Annotated in this window: 16 protein-coding genes; 14 read left to right on the top strand and 2 right to left on the bottom strand. The window is 36.0% G+C overall.

The genetic code is table 11. The features are described from left to right. Nucleotides 1-90 precede the first annotated feature (90 nt). The gene (locus tag GGQ92_RS00755; protein ID WP_184243554.1) at nt 91-1,818 is read right to left on the bottom strand and encodes an Rqc2 family fibronectin-binding protein; all 1,728 of its coding nucleotides are present in this window, start codon (nt 1,816-1,818) and stop codon (nt 91-93) included. Nucleotides 1,819-2,183: 365 nt separating this feature from the next. Between GGQ92_RS00755 and remA the strand changes: the two genes are divergently transcribed. The 13 genes from remA (at nt 2,184) to spoVM (ending at nt 14,569) form a co-directional block, all read left to right on the top strand. Then, nucleotides 2,184-2,444: an extracellular matrix/biofilm regulator RemA gene (gene remA / locus GGQ92_RS00760; RefSeq protein WP_184243556.1), complete on the top strand. Its 261-nt coding sequence runs from the start codon at nt 2,184-2,186 to the stop codon at nt 2,442-2,444. Nucleotides 2,445-2,458: 14 nt separating this feature from the next. After that, entirely contained in the window at nt 2,459-3,079 is a 621-nt protein-coding gene (gene gmk / locus GGQ92_RS00765) for a guanylate kinase (RefSeq protein ID WP_184243558.1), read from the top strand. Then, on the top strand, nt 3,076-3,288 hold the full coding sequence (gene rpoZ, locus GGQ92_RS00770) for a DNA-directed RNA polymerase subunit omega (RefSeq protein ID WP_184243560.1): 213 nt from the start codon (nt 3,076-3,078) through the stop codon (nt 3,286-3,288). The genes gmk and rpoZ overlap by 4 nt, the downstream gene beginning before the upstream one ends. A 70-nt stretch (nt 3,289-3,358) precedes the next feature. Further along, the gene (coaBC, locus tag GGQ92_RS00775; protein WP_184243562.1) at nt 3,359-4,585 is read left to right on the top strand and encodes a bifunctional phosphopantothenoylcysteine decarboxylase/phosphopantothenate--cysteine ligase CoaBC; all 1,227 of its coding nucleotides are present in this window, start codon (nt 3,359-3,361) and stop codon (nt 4,583-4,585) included. Next, nucleotides 4,572-6,980, top strand: a complete 2,409-nt coding sequence (gene priA / locus GGQ92_RS00780) for a primosomal protein N' (RefSeq protein ID WP_184243564.1) — start codon at nt 4,572-4,574, stop codon at nt 6,978-6,980. Before coaBC ends, priA begins: the two co-directional genes overlap by 14 nt. Nucleotides 6,981-6,992: 12 nt before the next feature. Further along, nucleotides 6,993-7,934, top strand: coding sequence for a methionyl-tRNA formyltransferase (gene fmt / locus GGQ92_RS00785; RefSeq protein WP_184243566.1), 942 nt, complete (start codon nt 6,993-6,995; stop codon nt 7,932-7,934). Continuing rightward, the gene (rsmB, locus tag GGQ92_RS00790; RefSeq protein WP_184243568.1) at nt 7,931-9,286 is read left to right on the top strand and encodes a 16S rRNA (cytosine(967)-C(5))-methyltransferase RsmB; all 1,356 of its coding nucleotides are present in this window, start codon (nt 7,931-7,933) and stop codon (nt 9,284-9,286) included. The genes fmt and rsmB overlap by 4 nt, the downstream gene beginning before the upstream one ends. A gap of 17 nt (nt 9,287-9,303) precedes the next feature. After that, entirely contained in the window at nt 9,304-10,065 is a 762-nt protein-coding gene (locus GGQ92_RS00795; RefSeq protein ID WP_184243571.1) for a Stp1/IreP family PP2C-type Ser/Thr phosphatase, read from the top strand. Next, nucleotides 10,049-12,049, top strand: coding sequence for a Stk1 family PASTA domain-containing Ser/Thr kinase (gene pknB, locus GGQ92_RS00800; protein ID WP_343068732.1), 2,001 nt, complete (start codon nt 10,049-10,051; stop codon nt 12,047-12,049). Before GGQ92_RS00795 ends, pknB begins: the two co-directional genes overlap by 17 nt. Beyond that, nucleotides 12,050-12,931 (top strand): ribosome small subunit-dependent GTPase A, encoded by an 882-nt coding sequence (gene rsgA, locus GGQ92_RS00805; protein WP_184243573.1) that lies wholly within the window; start codon nt 12,050-12,052, stop codon nt 12,929-12,931. It begins immediately after the preceding gene. 3 nt (nt 12,932-12,934) lie between these two features. Next, a complete protein-coding gene (rpe, locus tag GGQ92_RS00810) occupies nt 12,935-13,612 on the top strand; it encodes a ribulose-phosphate 3-epimerase (RefSeq protein ID WP_184243575.1) in 678 nt (225 codons plus the stop codon). Then, a complete protein-coding gene (locus GGQ92_RS00815) occupies nt 13,609-14,253 on the top strand; it encodes a thiamine diphosphokinase (RefSeq protein WP_184243577.1) in 645 nt (214 codons plus the stop codon). Before rpe ends, GGQ92_RS00815 begins: the two co-directional genes overlap by 4 nt. A gap of 241 nt (nt 14,254-14,494) precedes the next feature. Next, nucleotides 14,495-14,569, top strand: coding sequence for a stage V sporulation protein SpoVM (gene spoVM / locus GGQ92_RS00820; protein WP_184244743.1), 75 nt, complete (start codon nt 14,495-14,497; stop codon nt 14,567-14,569). A 268-nt stretch (nt 14,570-14,837) separates the two neighbouring features. Here the strand turns inward: spoVM and rpmB are convergent, their stop codons facing one another. After that, complete coding sequence (rpmB, locus tag GGQ92_RS00825) at nt 14,838-15,026, bottom strand: 50S ribosomal protein L28 (protein ID WP_184243579.1); 189 nt, start codon at nt 15,024-15,026, stop codon at nt 14,838-14,840. 475 nt (nt 15,027-15,501) lie between these two features. On the opposite strand from rpmB, the gene GGQ92_RS00830 reads away from it, so the two are divergent. Continuing rightward, on the top strand, nt 15,502-15,864 hold the full coding sequence (locus GGQ92_RS00830) for an Asp23/Gls24 family envelope stress response protein (protein ID WP_184243581.1): 363 nt from the start codon (nt 15,502-15,504) through the stop codon (nt 15,862-15,864).

Below are 15,864 nucleotides of genomic sequence, written 5' to 3' on the forward strand. Positions count from 1 at the left end.
GCAATCTTCTCGATTCGAGTAATAATTATATATTTCAACATTTAATGTAAATGCAAATTAGAAAAAGCGCGAGGAAACCGCGCTATTTTTCTAATTTTGTTTTTTATTAGCGTCTAGTTTTTCAACCACTGCTGTATCTGGTGTTACAAATAATGTTTTCTGGTTATCATAAATAACATAACCTGGCTTCGCTCCATTTGGTTTTTTAACATGTTTTACTTCCGTATAATCTACAGGAACGGAGGATGAGTTGCCGGCTTTACTAAAATAAGCTGCGAGCTTTGCTGCTTCGTGCAACGTTTGTTCCGTTGGATCATCTGTACGAATGACAACATGAGAACCAGGAATATCTTTCGTGTGTAACCAAATATCGTTTCTTCGAGCCAATTGGTTGGTTAAATAATCATTTTGTTTATTATTTTTACCTACATAGATGTCAATTCCATCAGAAGAGACATATAATTGTGGTTTAGGTTTTGTAGGCTTATTTTTTCTTTGTTTATTTGGCGTGCTTTTTTTCTTTAAATAGCCTTGGTCTCTCAACTCTTCACGAATTTCTTCGATATCTTGCTCGCGAGCATGACCTATTTGTTCAATAATCCCGTCTAAGTATCCAATTTCCTCGATTGTTTTATTGATCTCTTCTTGAGCCTTTATTTTCGCTTTTTTCAATTTGTGATATTTTTTAAAGAATGCTTGAGCATTTTCACTAGGTGTTTTTTGTTTATTTAGAAGGATTTCGATTTGCTTTTGCTCTGGGTCATAATAGTCAACGACATCTACCTTTTCGTCACCCGTTTTAACTAAGTGTAAATGAGCTGTTAGCAACTCGCCTTTACGCTGGTAATCATCAGCTTTATCAGATTCTTTTAATGTTTTTTCTAGTATTGCCAATTTTCGGTGATTCTTTTTTTGTTCATTTAGTAAAACTCTAGACAAGTCTTGAGCACGCTGGACAACTCTATCACGTTCAGCTTTACCAGAATAGAACCGATCTAGCATAGTACTAATTGATGGGAATTCTTCTCTCGATGTACCGTCCTTTGTGTGAAGAGGTAAAATATAAAAGCTTTCTTTATCTGCTTTCCAAATCGCTGGCTCATATTTATGCTGTTGTAAGCTTTCCACCATATCAAGGAAGGCATGCATGTAACTTTCCTTATTTCCTAACTTTGCTCGATGTGTTACTTCCTTTGCAAATAGAGGAGAGACCCCCATAAATTGATGAACAATTTGCTGCTCTAATTTTCCCGCATTAAAATCCAAACGCTTCATAAATCGGTCTTTTTCCATCGTAAAGGGATTGATTTTTCCTTGGTCTGGAGGGCTCGTATAACTAGCACCAGGAATAATAATTCGATGACGATTCTGACTGTGGGATATGTGCTTGATGCTATCAATAATCATTTTACTATCATCATCAATCAATATTAAGTTACTATGTTTCCCCATTATTTCTACTACGAGAATTTTGTTGCTAATATCACCAATTTCATTTCGCGTTTGAAAATGAATATGGAGGATACGTTCGTTTTCTTGCTGTTCAATCTTTTTCACAAAGCTGCCAGTTAGATGTTTACGAAGAATCATACAAAATACTGGAGGTTCTGTTGGATTCTCTCGTTTGTCTTTTGTAATATGGATTCTTGCGTACTGCGGATGTGCGGAGAGCAGTAACTGTTTATTATTTCTTTCATGGCGAATTGCCATAAAAATTTCTGTATCATTAGGTTGATAAATTTTCATTACCCGTCCATCAACTAATTCATTTGTTAATTCATACGATATCGCGCGTGTAACCATACCATCAAATACCATTGTAGTTTTCACCTCACTTTTTATATTATAACATACCAACGCATCACTCCCTTTAATTCAACGATATACATAAAGGATTTAAAATGTTATTTCAAACATCGAATAAAGAATTTTCATTAAAATATTGGGAGTTTCCTTTATTTATTGTTATAATAAAGTATCGAATAAAACGTAGTATTTTCGAAACGTTATGTCTCCATAAGGTATATTTTTATGATTATTCCCATTTAATTTTGGTGATACTTATCAAAACGAGGCTTTATACATAATAGAGAGAATAAATCCGTACATAGAGAGGCAAGATCGATTTACTTTTATTCTCCTACTCACGTAGTAAGAGATAAACAATTAGGGGGAGTTCGACAATGAGTTTAAAATTAATTAATATAGGATTTGGAAATGTAGTCTCAGCAAACAGAATTATTTCTATCGTTTCGCCAGAATCTGCACCAATTAAACGAATTATCAGTGTAGCTAGAGACAATAATAAGCTAGTCGATGCTACATACGGAAGAAGAACTCGAGCTGTTATTGTCGCAGATAGTGGGCATGTTATACTTTCAGCAGTACAACCTGAAACAGTAGGTCAACGTGTACTTAGCACAGAGGAAATTAACGAAGAGTAATAGGGGGAAGTATTTTGATCAAACAAAAAGGAATATTATTTGTACTTTCAGGGCCTTCTGGTGTCGGCAAAGGGACAGTTAGAAAATCATTGTTCGAAAAGGATACGAATTTAAAATATTCAATATCCATGACGACACGAGCGATGCGCCAGGGTGAAGAAGAAGGTGTTGATTACTTCTTCAGATCGAAAGATGAATTTGAAACAATGATTGAAGAAGGGCGTATGCTTGAATATGCACAGTATGTTGGCAATTATTACGGTACCCCTAAACAATATGTAGAAGAGATGATAGAATTAGGTCATGACGTATTTTTAGAAATAGAAGTCCAAGGTGCACTTCAAGTAAAAGAAAACTATCCTCAAGGTGTATTTATCTTCTTAATCCCACCTAGCTTAGAAGAGTTAAAGAACCGTATTATCGACCGAGGTACCGAAACAGAAGATTTAATATTAAACCGGTTAACGGAAGCGAAAAATGAAATAGAAATGATGGATAAGTATGATTATGTTGTCGTAAATGACAATATAGAAGAAGCAGTTAGTCGAGTACAATCCATTGTTGTTAGTGAACATTGTAAAAGGGAAAGAGTCGCAAAAGAATATAAAGCAATTTTGGAGGGTGAAAATAAATGATTTTAGAACCATCAATTGATAAACTTCAGTCAAAAATTTATTCCAAATATACATTAGTAACCTTATCTGCACGACGTGCTCGACAAATTCAAGAGACGAATATTCATTATGCAGAGAATTCAAAAGCATCCACATATGTTGGTGTAGCATTAGAAGAAATTGCGCAAGAGAAATTACAAATGGATGAAGATATAGAATCAGAAAAATAAAAAAGTTCCCTCGCACTGCTTTTGCTTGCGGGGGTTTCTTCTATGGAACTTAGAAATGGAGAGGTTTCACATGCTGAAAAATAAGAAAATAGTATTAGGAGTAACAGGTGGTATAGCAGCTTATAAAGCAGTTGCACTTACAAGTAAATTGACACAAAAAGGTGCACAAGTGAAAGTTATTCTTACAGAAAATACGCAAAAATTTATTACTCCACTTTCTTTTCAAGCTATTTCGAGACAACCTGTATACACGGATACATTTCTTGAGGAAGATCCTAAAAATATTGCTCATATCGACTTAGCAGATTGGGCCGATTTCTTTTTAATTGCCCCTGCAACTGCACATACAATTGGTAAAATGGCGAACGGATTAGCGGATGATATGTTAACTACTACCTTATTAGCTACAACAGCGCCTGTCTATATTGCACCAGCAATGAATGTTCATATGTACGAAAATCGTCTTGTACAACAAAATATGCAAAAACTAGATGACCTTGGGTTCCATTTTATAGAGCCGGGTGACGGGTACCTAGCTTGTGGCTATGTTGGAAAAGGCAGATTGGAAGAGCCAGAAGAAATCGTCCACGTATTAGAACAGCATCAGACAAGACAACAACAAAGTGATCAACGATTAAAAGGAAAAAAAGTTTTAATTTCTGCAGGACCAACACGTGAACCAATCGATCCGGTACGCTTCTTTACCAATCATTCTTCTGGAAAGATGGGATATAGTCTTGCTGAAGCTGCAGAGAATTTAGGGGCTGAGGTGCATTTAGTTTCCGGACCTGTAGATGTAACGGCTCCAAGAAATGTACAACTATATTCCGTTGAAACCGCTGAAGAGATGTATAAAAAGATGACAGAGTTATACGATGATATGGACATTGTTATTAAAGCAGCGGCTGTAGCGGATTACCGTCCACTTCAGACCTTTGACCAGAAACTAAAAAAACAAGCTGGAGCTTTACAAATTGAGATGGAGCGAACGAAAGATATTTTACAAGCTTTAGGAGAGAGAAAAAAGCAACAATATCTCGTTGGATTTGCTGCTGAAACAAATGATATCAGAAAATATGGTCTTGGGAAGTTAGAAAAGAAAAATTTAGATGCTATTATAATCAACGATGTGAGTCAAGAGGGTATTGGTTTTCATTCCAATGATAATGAAGTAACCATTATAACGAAACATGGGAAAGAAAAAACGATACCAAAGCTACCGAAAAAGGAAATAGCGAAAGAAATATTACAGTTAATCGATGAGGAAGTAAGGAAGAAATTTAATGAAAATAGCTAGTGTAATTGTCGATGTTCCAACGAGTCAAACAAATCATACGTTTGATTACCAAGTTCCAAAATCACTCCAAGGAATTGTTCAGGCAGGTGTTCGAGTCATTGTTCCGTTTGGAAGACGAAAAGTAATGGGTTTTGTTATGGAATTGAAAGAGGAATCTGATTTTGATCGACTCAAAGAAATTGAAGAAGTTCTAGATTTGATTCCTGTTCTAACTCCAGAATTACTCAAACTAGGGAAATGGCTAGCAAATGAGATGGTAAGCTTATATATTCAAACTTATCAAGCAATGCTACCGAGTATTCTTAAAGCATCGTATAAAAAAGAAATCGAAAAGCTTACAGATGAAGATTTGCCAGAAAGTATGGAAACAATATTTGCAGGTAGACACGTAATAGATTATGACGAATTTGTAGAACGACAAGGTAAATTGAATGAGCTACGCAAGCAAATAGAAGAAGGTAACGTTCGCTTTCAATATATCGTAAAAGGAAAAGAAAATCGAAAACAACTCTTATTCTTAGAAGCTGCAAAAGATGTTACGTTATTAGAAGAGGCTTTGTTAGATATACCGAAGCGAGCTAAAAAGCAAAGAGAAATTTTGCAGTTTTTTATCCAGAATGAACATCCGATTGAACAGCGAATTCTGTTTCAGCAATTAAAAACGTCGTCGTCTACGCTTCAACCATTAGTAGACAAGGGATTAATTAAGAAAACATATAAAGAAATTTATCGGAATCCATATGAAGATTCGCAAATTACTCCGACACAAGCTTTACCTTTATCGGAACAGCAAAACAAAGCCATTGAGCCAATCTGGCAGTCCGTAGCAGGGAATTTGCACGAAATATTCCTGTTACATGGTGTTACGGGTAGTGGAAAAACAGAAGTTTATTTGCAAGCTATTGAGCGTGTTTTAGATAAGGGAAGAGAAGCAATTGTTCTAGTACCTGAAATTTCGTTAACCCCTCAAATGGTACACCGTTTTAAAGGTCGATTCGGAAAAGATGTTGCTGTATTACATAGTGGGTTGTCACAAGGCGAGAAGTTTGATGAGTGGACAAAGATACAACGAAAAGAAGTGAAGGTAGTTGTCGGTGCACGATCTGCAATATTTGCTCCATTCGAAAATTTAGGAATTATTATTATTGATGAAGAGCATGAAACAAGTTATAAGCAAGATGAACAACCGAAATATCATGCCAGAGAAGTTGCGAAATTCAGAGGGGAATATCATCAATGTCCTGTTGTGTTAGGGAGTGCAACACCGATACTTGAAACATATGCTAGAGCTAAAAAAGGTGTCTATTCATTATTAGAAATGCCATATCGTATGAACAATAATGCGATGCCTCCAGTGGAGATAATAGACATGAGAGAAGAATTACATGCAGGTAATCGAACGATGTTCTCAAGACGTTTAATTGATGCAATAAAAGATAAAATGGATAAAGGGGAACAAATTGTACTATTTTTAAATAGGAGAGGCTATTCAACTTTTGTTATGTGTAGAGAATGTGGTGAAACAGTAAAATGTCCATCCTGCGACATTGCCCTAACCTATCATAAAGCAACAGATGAATTAAAATGTCATTATTGTAATTATCATATACGTATGGTGCATGAGTGCCCTACATGTCAAAGTCTATCTGTCCGATACTTTGGAACCGGAACTCAAAAGGTGGAAGAAGCGCTTAAACAACTGATTCCTGAAGTGGAAATTATCCGAATGGACGTAGACACTACAAGAAAAAAGGGAGCTCACGAACGGCTTTTATCACAATTTAGTGAAAAGAAAGCACATATCTTACTCGGGACACAAATGATTGCGAAAGGATTAGATTTTGAGAATGTGACATTAGTAGGTGTATTAGCGATTGACACCATGCTGCAACTGCCAGATTTCCGTTCTTCGGAAAAAACCTTTCAGTTATTAACGCAAGTTAGTGGAAGAGCAGGTAGACACCATTTACCTGGAGAAGTCATTATTCAAACTTATACACCTGAACATTATAGTATTGAACTTGCAAGCCAATACGATTATGAACAATTTTTCTATAAAGAGATGGAAATGCGTAAACAATTCCGCTATCCACCTTATTACTATTTAACGTTAATCCATGTTTCTCATCCTAATGAAATAAAGGCCTATGAAGTTACGAAAATGATTACGAAACTATTGAGAAAACATCTTACAGACCAAGTAACAATTCTCGGTCCAACGCCATCGCCTATCGTTAGAATAAATAATAGATATCGCTACCAGTGCATGATAAAATATAAAAATGAACCGAACCAGCTTGCAACTATACGTAAAATATTACAATACTACCATGATGAAATGATAAAGAACGATTTAATGATCCAAGTTGATTTAGAACCTTATCAACTTATGTGAAGGAGTATATGTATGAAAAAAAGTATTGTTTTTATGGGAACGCCTGATTTTGCTGTCCCTGTTTTAGAAGCTTTAATCGATCAACAATATAAAATAGATTTAGTTGTAACCCAACCTGACCGACCAAAAGGGAGAAAAAAACAACTAACGCCACCACCAGTAAAGGTTGCTGCTGAACAACATGGGATTCCGATTTTTCAGCCAGAAAAAATAAAAAATGATTGGGGTGCAATTAAAGAGGTAAATCCTGATTTAATTATCACAGCTGCTTTTGGACAGATTTTACCGAAAGAGTTATTGGATTTTCCGTCAAAAGGTTGTATCAATGTGCACGCATCTTTATTACCCAAATTAAGAGGTGGTGCACCGATTCACTATTCAATCATTGAAGGCCATAAAGAAACAGGTATATCTATTATGTATATGACAGAAAAGTTGGATGCTGGAGATATCATTAGTCAACAAGCCATTCCGATTGAGGAAAAGGACAACGTCGGCACTTTACATGATAAATTAGCTAAAGTAGGGTCTGAATTGCTAATTCGTACTTTACCAGATTTCCTAAATGGCAATATAGATGCACGAAAACAGGAAGAAGCCGAAGTGACGTATGCTCCTAATATTAAGCGGGAAGATGAGAGAATTGATTGGTCTCGTGAACAAGAGGTTATATTTAACCAAATACGAGGCTTATGCCCATGGCCGGTTGCATTTACTCAATTCGAAGGAAAAACAATGAAAGTCTGGCAAGCAGAAAAAAGTGATATTATAAGTGACAAAGAACCTGGTACAATTCATGCCATAGAAGCAGATGGGATTTTAATAGTAACAGGTAGTCGAAAAACAATCAAAATTACAGAGCTACAACCAGCCGGTAAGAAAAGAATGCAAGTAGAAGATTTCTTGCGTGGAGCAGGTAATACGTTAACAGTAGGAGCGAAATTTGGCGAATGAATAAATCTCAGACGATACGAAGTGCAGCAACAGACTTATTGACACGAGTAGATAAAAGTGGAGGATACAGTCATTTACTAGTTGACCAAGTAATTAAACGTAACAATTATTCCTCTAAGGATGCGAGGTTATTTACAGAGATTGTTTATGGTACACTTCAAAGGAGAATGACACTTGAATACTATTTGTCCTCTTTTATAACAAAAAAGAGAAAAATAGATCCGTGGGTGAAATGGCTATTACTGCTATCCATATATCAATTTCATTATTTATCGAAAGTGCCTGACCATGCTGTTATACATGAAGCCGTCGAGATCGGAAAGCAAAAGGGCCATGCAGGCATTGCAAAATTTGTCAATGGTATATTAAGGAATATACAACGAAATGGTTTACCCTCTTTAGAGACAATTAATGATCCAATAGAAAGAATTAGTATCGAAACGAGCCATCCTTTGTGGTTAGTGAAACGTTGGGAAGAAATGTATGGAATGGACATTACGAGAGACATGTGTGAAGAGAATAACCGTAGAAAGAAAATGACTGTTCGAATCCAACCAATGCGTACGAATCGAAGACAATTGATTGAGAGACTTGAATCGGATGGTCTAGAGGCTGTACCTTCACAAGTATCTCCACAAGGCATTATTATAACAGAAGGAAATATCCTTCATCATCCAAGCTTTAAGGAAGGTATTGTTACAATTCAAGATGAAAGCTCGATGCTTGTTTCAGAGATATTGAATCCAAAAGAGAATATGACGGTATTAGATGCTTGTAGTGCTCCAGGAGGAAAGACGACACATTTAGCAGAGAAGATGCTAGATAAAGGTGTTATATACGCGCACGATCTACATGCAAAAAAAGTAAAACTTGTTGAACAAAAGGCAAAACAATTAGGTCTTCAAACCATTAAGGCAGAGCCATCGGATGCAAGAAAGCTTCAAGAAAAATATGATAAAGAGCATTTCGATAGAATTCTGGTGGATGCACCATGTTCAGGATTTGGCGTAGTAAGTAGTAAACCAGACATTAAGTACCATCGTGAATACGAGGATGTACGGAATTTGGCTGCGATACAACTAGACATCCTATCTCATGTAGCACCATTAATGAAACGAAATGGCCGAATGGTTTATAGTACATGTACAGTAGATAAAGAAGAAAATGAAGAGGTTATTCGTCAGTTTTTAAATCATTCACCAAATTTCGAGGTAGATGAAGAATTCTTTGAGGAATTACCCGATTTTCTAAGAAATAGTCATGGTAGAACAGAATTTGGGTTGCAAATATTCCCTCAAGATTTACAGAGTGACGGATTTTTCATTACTCGATTAAAGTGGAAAAATGGATAAAATTGAGGTGAAACTGGATGAAATTTTATGTTCAAACGGATGTTGGTAAAGTTAGGAAAGTAAATGAGGATGCTGCTGCTGTTGCAGAGAAAAATGAATCTTCCCTTCTTGCTATCGTTGCTGATGGAATGGGTGGTCATTTAGCTGGTGATGTAGCAAGTAGATTAACTGTCGATTCTTTTATGGAAGAATGGAAAAATTGGGACAATCCAGAACTATCAAAGAGTGAGGCTGAACAATGGTTAAAAGAAACATTAGTTAAAACAAATAAAATCGTGTATGAAAAAGCAACTAAAGATGAAGAATGTGCAGGAATGGGAACAACTGTAGTTGCTGCAATATGTACAAACCAATTCATTAGTATTGTACACATTGGAGATAGCCGTGCTTATATAAAAACTCAACAAGGATTTCGACAACTTACGGAAGATCATTCGTTAGTTGGCGAGCTAGTTAGAACTGGTCAATTATCAGAAGAAGATGCTCATTTTCACCCTAGGAAAAACGTAATTCTAAAAGCAATTGGAACGGATCCTGTACTTGTTCCTGATGTTTTCACGTTAGAATGGGATGAGAATGATTCTTTACTACTATGTACAGATGGTCTGACGAATAAAATAAGTGATGATGAACTCCATGACTCTCTTTTATTAAATGATTTGTCAGATACACCTAATCATCTTATCCAACTCGCAAATGATAGAGGCGGTGAGGATAATATATCCGTCGTAGTAGTGCATCATTTGGCGGGAGAGGATAGAAATGATGTTGGAAGGTAAATTGCTCAATGATCGCTATAAAATTAAGCGTCTCATTGGTGGCGGAGGAATGGCTAATGTTTATTTAGGTGACGATACCATTCTAAATCGAGAAGTAGCGATTAAAGTACTTAAATTAGAATTTGCGAATGATGAGGAGTTTATCATTCGTTTTCATCGTGAAGCACAGGCAGCAATAAGTTTATCCCATCCTAATATTGTAAATATTTATGATGTAGGTGATGAGGATAATATTTATTACATGGTCATGGAATACATAGATGGCATGACACTTAAACAATATATCCAACAGCGTGCACCAATAGAAGTCGAAGAAGTTATCGATATAATGACACAATTAACTTCTGCTATTAGTCATGCTCATGAAAATCATTTAATTCACCGTGATATTAAGCCGCAGAATGTGTTAATGAATCGTTATGGTCAAGTCAAAATTACTGACTTTGGAATAGCCGTCGCTCTTAGTTCTACTGCTCTAACTCAAACAAATTCTGTGCTTGGCTCGGTACATTATTTGTCACCGGAACAAGCTAGAGGCGGAAAAGCAAATAATAAGTCTGACATTTATTCTTTGGGAATCGTAATGTACGAATTGTTAACTGGGACACTACCTTTTTCCGGTCATTCACCAGTTTCAATTGCATTAAAGCATTTACAGACAAATACACCATCTATACGGGAACAAAATCCATCTATCCCTCAGTCGATCGAGAATATAGTATTTAAAGCAACAGCCAAAGATTCGTTTCTTAGATATCAGACAGCTGATGAAATGGAAGAAGATTTAATTAGTTCTTTGGACCCTGAACGTCTCAACGAGCCAAAATTCGTTGTTCCAATAAGTGATGATACAGTAACAAAAGCGATTCCAATTGTCCCGCTTCCTGAGAGTGAGGGAGTAGAGGACGTATCAGACGAAACGATTATCCACCCACCAAATAAAGGGAAATCAACGAAGAAATCGAAGGGTACGACTAAAAATAATAAGCAAAAAAAGACGAAAAAGAAAAAGGCATTCAAATGGGTTATTAGCTTATTTGTCGTTCTTCTAAGTGCTATTGTTTTAGCACTCTTTGTGTTACCAAGCATAATTCAGCCAAAAGACGTAACGATACCAGACGTAACAGATATGCCATACGAAGAAGCATTAGAAGAACTAACAAACCTGAATTTAACGGTTACGAAAGAAATGACGGTGCATGAGGAAATAGAAGAAAATCATGTTGTGCAGACTTCTCCTCGTGCTAATGAAGTCGTAAAAGAAGGAAGAGAAATACAAGTATTTGTAAGTAGTGGTCCCGAAAAAATCGAATTTGAAGATTATACGGGGACCGATTTTGAACGTACAAAGAGGCTACTTGAGGGTCAAGGCTTTGATATAGAAAACATCGAGGTTTTCGAAAGTTTTTCAGATGAACCTTCAGGACAAATTATAAAGCAACACCAACCAAATGAAGGGGACTTCGTAATCCCGTCTGAAGCACGTATTATTTTTGAAATAAGTAAAGGGGAAGAGACATTTCCTATCAACCGATTAATCGGGTTAGACGTTGATGAGGCAAAAGAATATCTTGAAGCTCAAGACTTAAAAGTGAATGTTATAAACGCGTATAGTGACGATGTCGAAGACGGAATTGTAATGGAGCAAAATCCAAAAGCAAACGAAAATGTAGTTAAAGGGCAGGAAGTAAACATCACTGTATCGCAAGGTCCAGAGCCTAAATCACCAATTAATCACACTGCATCTTTTTCTATCCCTTATACAGGTAATGATGGAGAACAACAAGAAGTTAGTATTTTTGTAGAAGATATGAACCATCAAATGAGTGAATTGTATCAAGAAGTGGAATTCATTACAGAAGATACAACTTTCCATATAGATCTCGTTATTGCACCAGACGAATCTGCAACGTATAGAGTTATGAGAGACGATCAATTAATATTGGAAAAATCAATAACCTATGAACAAGTAGAGGGTGAGTAGATGCCAAAAGGTCGTATTATAAAGGCGCTAAGCGGTTTTTATTACATTGAATACAATGATGAAGTGATACAATGCCGAGGGAGAGGGGTATTCCGAAAAAGGAAAATTACCCCTCTAGTTGGCGATGAAGTTACATTTGAATTTGATAAAAAAGAAGAAGGCTATATATTAGATATTGATCAAAGAAAAAATGAACTTAAAAGACCGCCAATCGCCAATGTGGATCAAGCAATTATTGTCTCCTCTGTTAAAGAGCCAGATTTGAGCCTGAATTTACTAGATAAATTTCTCGTTTTAGTGGAAGATAAAGGAATTGAGCCATTACTTTTTGTTACTAAAATGGATCTCTTAACACCTGATGAAAAAACATACTGGAATCAAAAACTCAACTACTATAGTGAAATAGGATGTAACGTTCAGTTTTTATCTAAATATGATCAAGATATGAAGGAGCTTCTGTCACCTTATTTAACCGACAAAGTTTCTGTATTTGCTGGCCAGTCAGGAGTTGGGAAAACATCTTTATTAAACAAGTTAATACCTTCCCTAGATTTGGAGACAAATAAAATCTCTGAAAGCTTAGGAAGAGGAAAACATACAACACGTCACGTTGAACTGATTCCTTTTGAGAATGGATTAATTGCGGACACACCTGGTTTTAGTGCGATTGATTTTTCTGAAATTGAGCTGGAGGATCTGCCTCATTGTTTTAAAGAATTTAGAGAACGAAGTCAATCGTGTAAATTTAGAGGATGTATGCATATAAATGAACCGCAATGTGCAGTGAAAAAATCTTTAGAAGACGGAGATATAATGAAGGAACGGTATGAGAATTATCTTCAATTTTATCAAGAAATTAAAAGTAGAAAGCCGAGGTATTAACAGATGGACATAAAAATTGCACCATCAATTCTATCAGCAGATTTCTCTTATTTGTTGGAGGAAATAGAAGATGTTACAGCAGGGGGTGCCGATTATATTCATGTCGATGTCATGGATGGACATTTCGTTCCGAATATTACAATAGGGCCACTCATTGTAGAATCCATTCGACCGAAGACAGATGTTACGTTAGATGTTCACTTAATGATAGAAAACCCTGATAAATACATATCTGCTTTTGCACATGCTGGAGCAGATATTATTAGTGTTCATGTGGAAGCGACAAACCATTTACACCGTACAATCCATTTAATCAAAGACTCAGGTAAAAAAGTGGGTGTTGTTCTTAATCCAGCTACACCTGCAGAAATGATTAAGCCAATATTGAAAGATGTAGATTTAGTGTTGTTAATGACAGTGAATCCTGGATTCGGTGGCCAAACATTCATTACGGACGTTTTATCTAAAATTGAACAAGTATCGAAATGGAGAAGCGAGCTGTCCTTATCCTTTGAGATTGAGGTAGATGGAGGAGTTAATGAGAAAACGGCAGCACTCTGTGTAGAAAAAGGCGCTAACGTACTAGTAGCTGGAAGTGCCGTGTTTAACAGTAGTGATCGTGCCAAGGCGATTGAATCCATCCGTCAAAGTGCGATTAAAGCTAGAGCTGATAAACAATGAAAATAGGAATCGTTGCTGGTGGGCCGCGTGAGGAGATTCCACAACTTCATTCCTATAAGAATGAAATTGACTATTGGATTGGTGCTGATTCTGGCGCTATTGTTTTACTCGAACAAGGGATACCTATCCATTTAGCCTTAGGGGATTTCGATTCGGTATCTGAGCTAGAATACGAGCAAATAAAACAACATACGGTGAACATCGAAGAATACCCATCAGAGAAAGATGAAACAGACTTAGAATTGGCTCTAAACGAAGGGTTAAAGTTAGACCCGGAAAAAATCTATTTATTTGGAGTGACAGCAGGGCGAATCGATCATGAGTTAATCAACATGCAACAATTGTACCGGTTACTATCACATGATATAGATGCGGTTATCGTTGATTGTCACCATGAAATATCACTATACAAACCTGGAAAATATATTGTAAAGAAATCTGAAAATTACCCTTATGTTTCATTTATTCCTTTTACACCTGTCGTTGAAAACGTATCGTTAGAAGGTTTTTACTACAAGTTAACGAATACTAACGTACAGTGGGGTTCTACTCTATGTATGTCGAATAAAATAACAGAAGAAACTTCTTCCTTCACCTTTACTGAAGGAATCCTTCTAATGATTAAAAGCAGGGACAAATAATCCTTGCTTTTTTCTATTGAACATTTAAGTTAAACAATCAATAACACGGTAAATAGGTTTGCATGATATAGAGATAGTATTCATATATTTAAAAAGTAATGATGTTATATGCTTGCTGAGAAGTTTTTTTGTTAGAAATGAAGAACAGATGCAATATTCCTTCGTTTTGTACATAGACTAGAATAGGGCTTCTATCCATAAGTGAAGAAAAGGTTGATCAGAGGGTGAGGAGGGCAAAAAAATGAAATTTTATACGATTAAGCTTCCTAAATTTTTGGGTGGAGTGATTCGAGCACTTTTAGGCACAAAAAAATAAATGATGGAAAGCTGAGGCAAAAACTTTCTAATACGTTTTCTACTGATTAACAGGTACGTCTCAGCTTTCGAGCTAATTATTGAATGACGCATCACCTATTATTACGGTGTAGAACTAAGTCTCGTGGTAACTATACTCTCAACAAATTTATAGAGCCACTAGGCGTTCTTCTATCTAAGAATAGGACATCCATTAAAAGACGTAGCTAAAGTCATTTTATATAAAAAGGTGCCTTCCATTTAATAGTAGGCACCTTTCTTGTATTTCATTATACACGCTCGATTTTTCCTGATTTAAGAGCGCGAGCAGATACGTAAACGCGTTTTGGTTTTCCATCTACCATAATTCTAACTTTTTGTACGTTCGCTTTCCAGCTACGCTTATTTGCATTCATCGCATGTGAACGATTATTTCCAGTGCTAGTTTTACGTCCAGTTACAACACATTTGCGTGCCATATGAATCCCTCCTACTAAAACAAACTCTTTACATACCAATATAATTTATCACAAATTACCTTCAATTGCAATTTTCATTTTTATATTTCGATGGTGATTTACGTTATAATGGAATAAATAGCTTCTATTACAAAGCGAAAAAGAAATGAAATGTCAATTAAGGAATCTTTCCAGTTAAGTTAACATAGTAGAGAACTACACTTGGCTTGACATCAGCCGGTTTTTCAGCCATTCTATAAAGGAAAACCTTCATTTATTTTTACTGTTTTCTATAATGTTTCACTACATATTTGTGCTAAGAAAGCTACTACGGAACGGTATAACTGTTACGTGTTTATCAGAAAATAGGAATGGGAAATTATATTTTAATAATGGTCTATGACTTTTTAAAGTCACAATTAAAGGAAGCTTGAGCCGAGAAGGTGAAATACTTAACGGATACCGATTTGACATTCAAAATTTAGGAGGAATAGAAATGTCCGTTGTGTTAAAATATGAAGATGGTAATGTTACGATTACGAACGAGGTTATTGCTACTATTGCAGGTGGAGCAGCGATTGAATGCTATGGGATAGTAGGGATGGCATCTAGAAAACAACTTAGAGACGGAATAGCAGAAATACTCCGTAAAGAGAATTTCACAAAAGGTGTTGTTGTACGTCAAGCAGAAGATCAAATTCACATTGATATGTACATCATAGTAGGATATGGAACAAAAATCTCTGAAGTAGCTCATAATATGCAATCTCAAGTTAAATACAACTTAGAAAAAACCTTAGGATTAAAGACAACAACCATCAATATTTATATACAGGGTGTTCGGGTAATCCAAGATTAG

The organism is Gracilibacillus halotolerans (genome assembly GCF_014206945.1).
Classification (GTDB): Bacteria; Bacillota; Bacilli; order Bacillales; family Amphibacillaceae; genus Gracilibacillus; species Gracilibacillus halotolerans.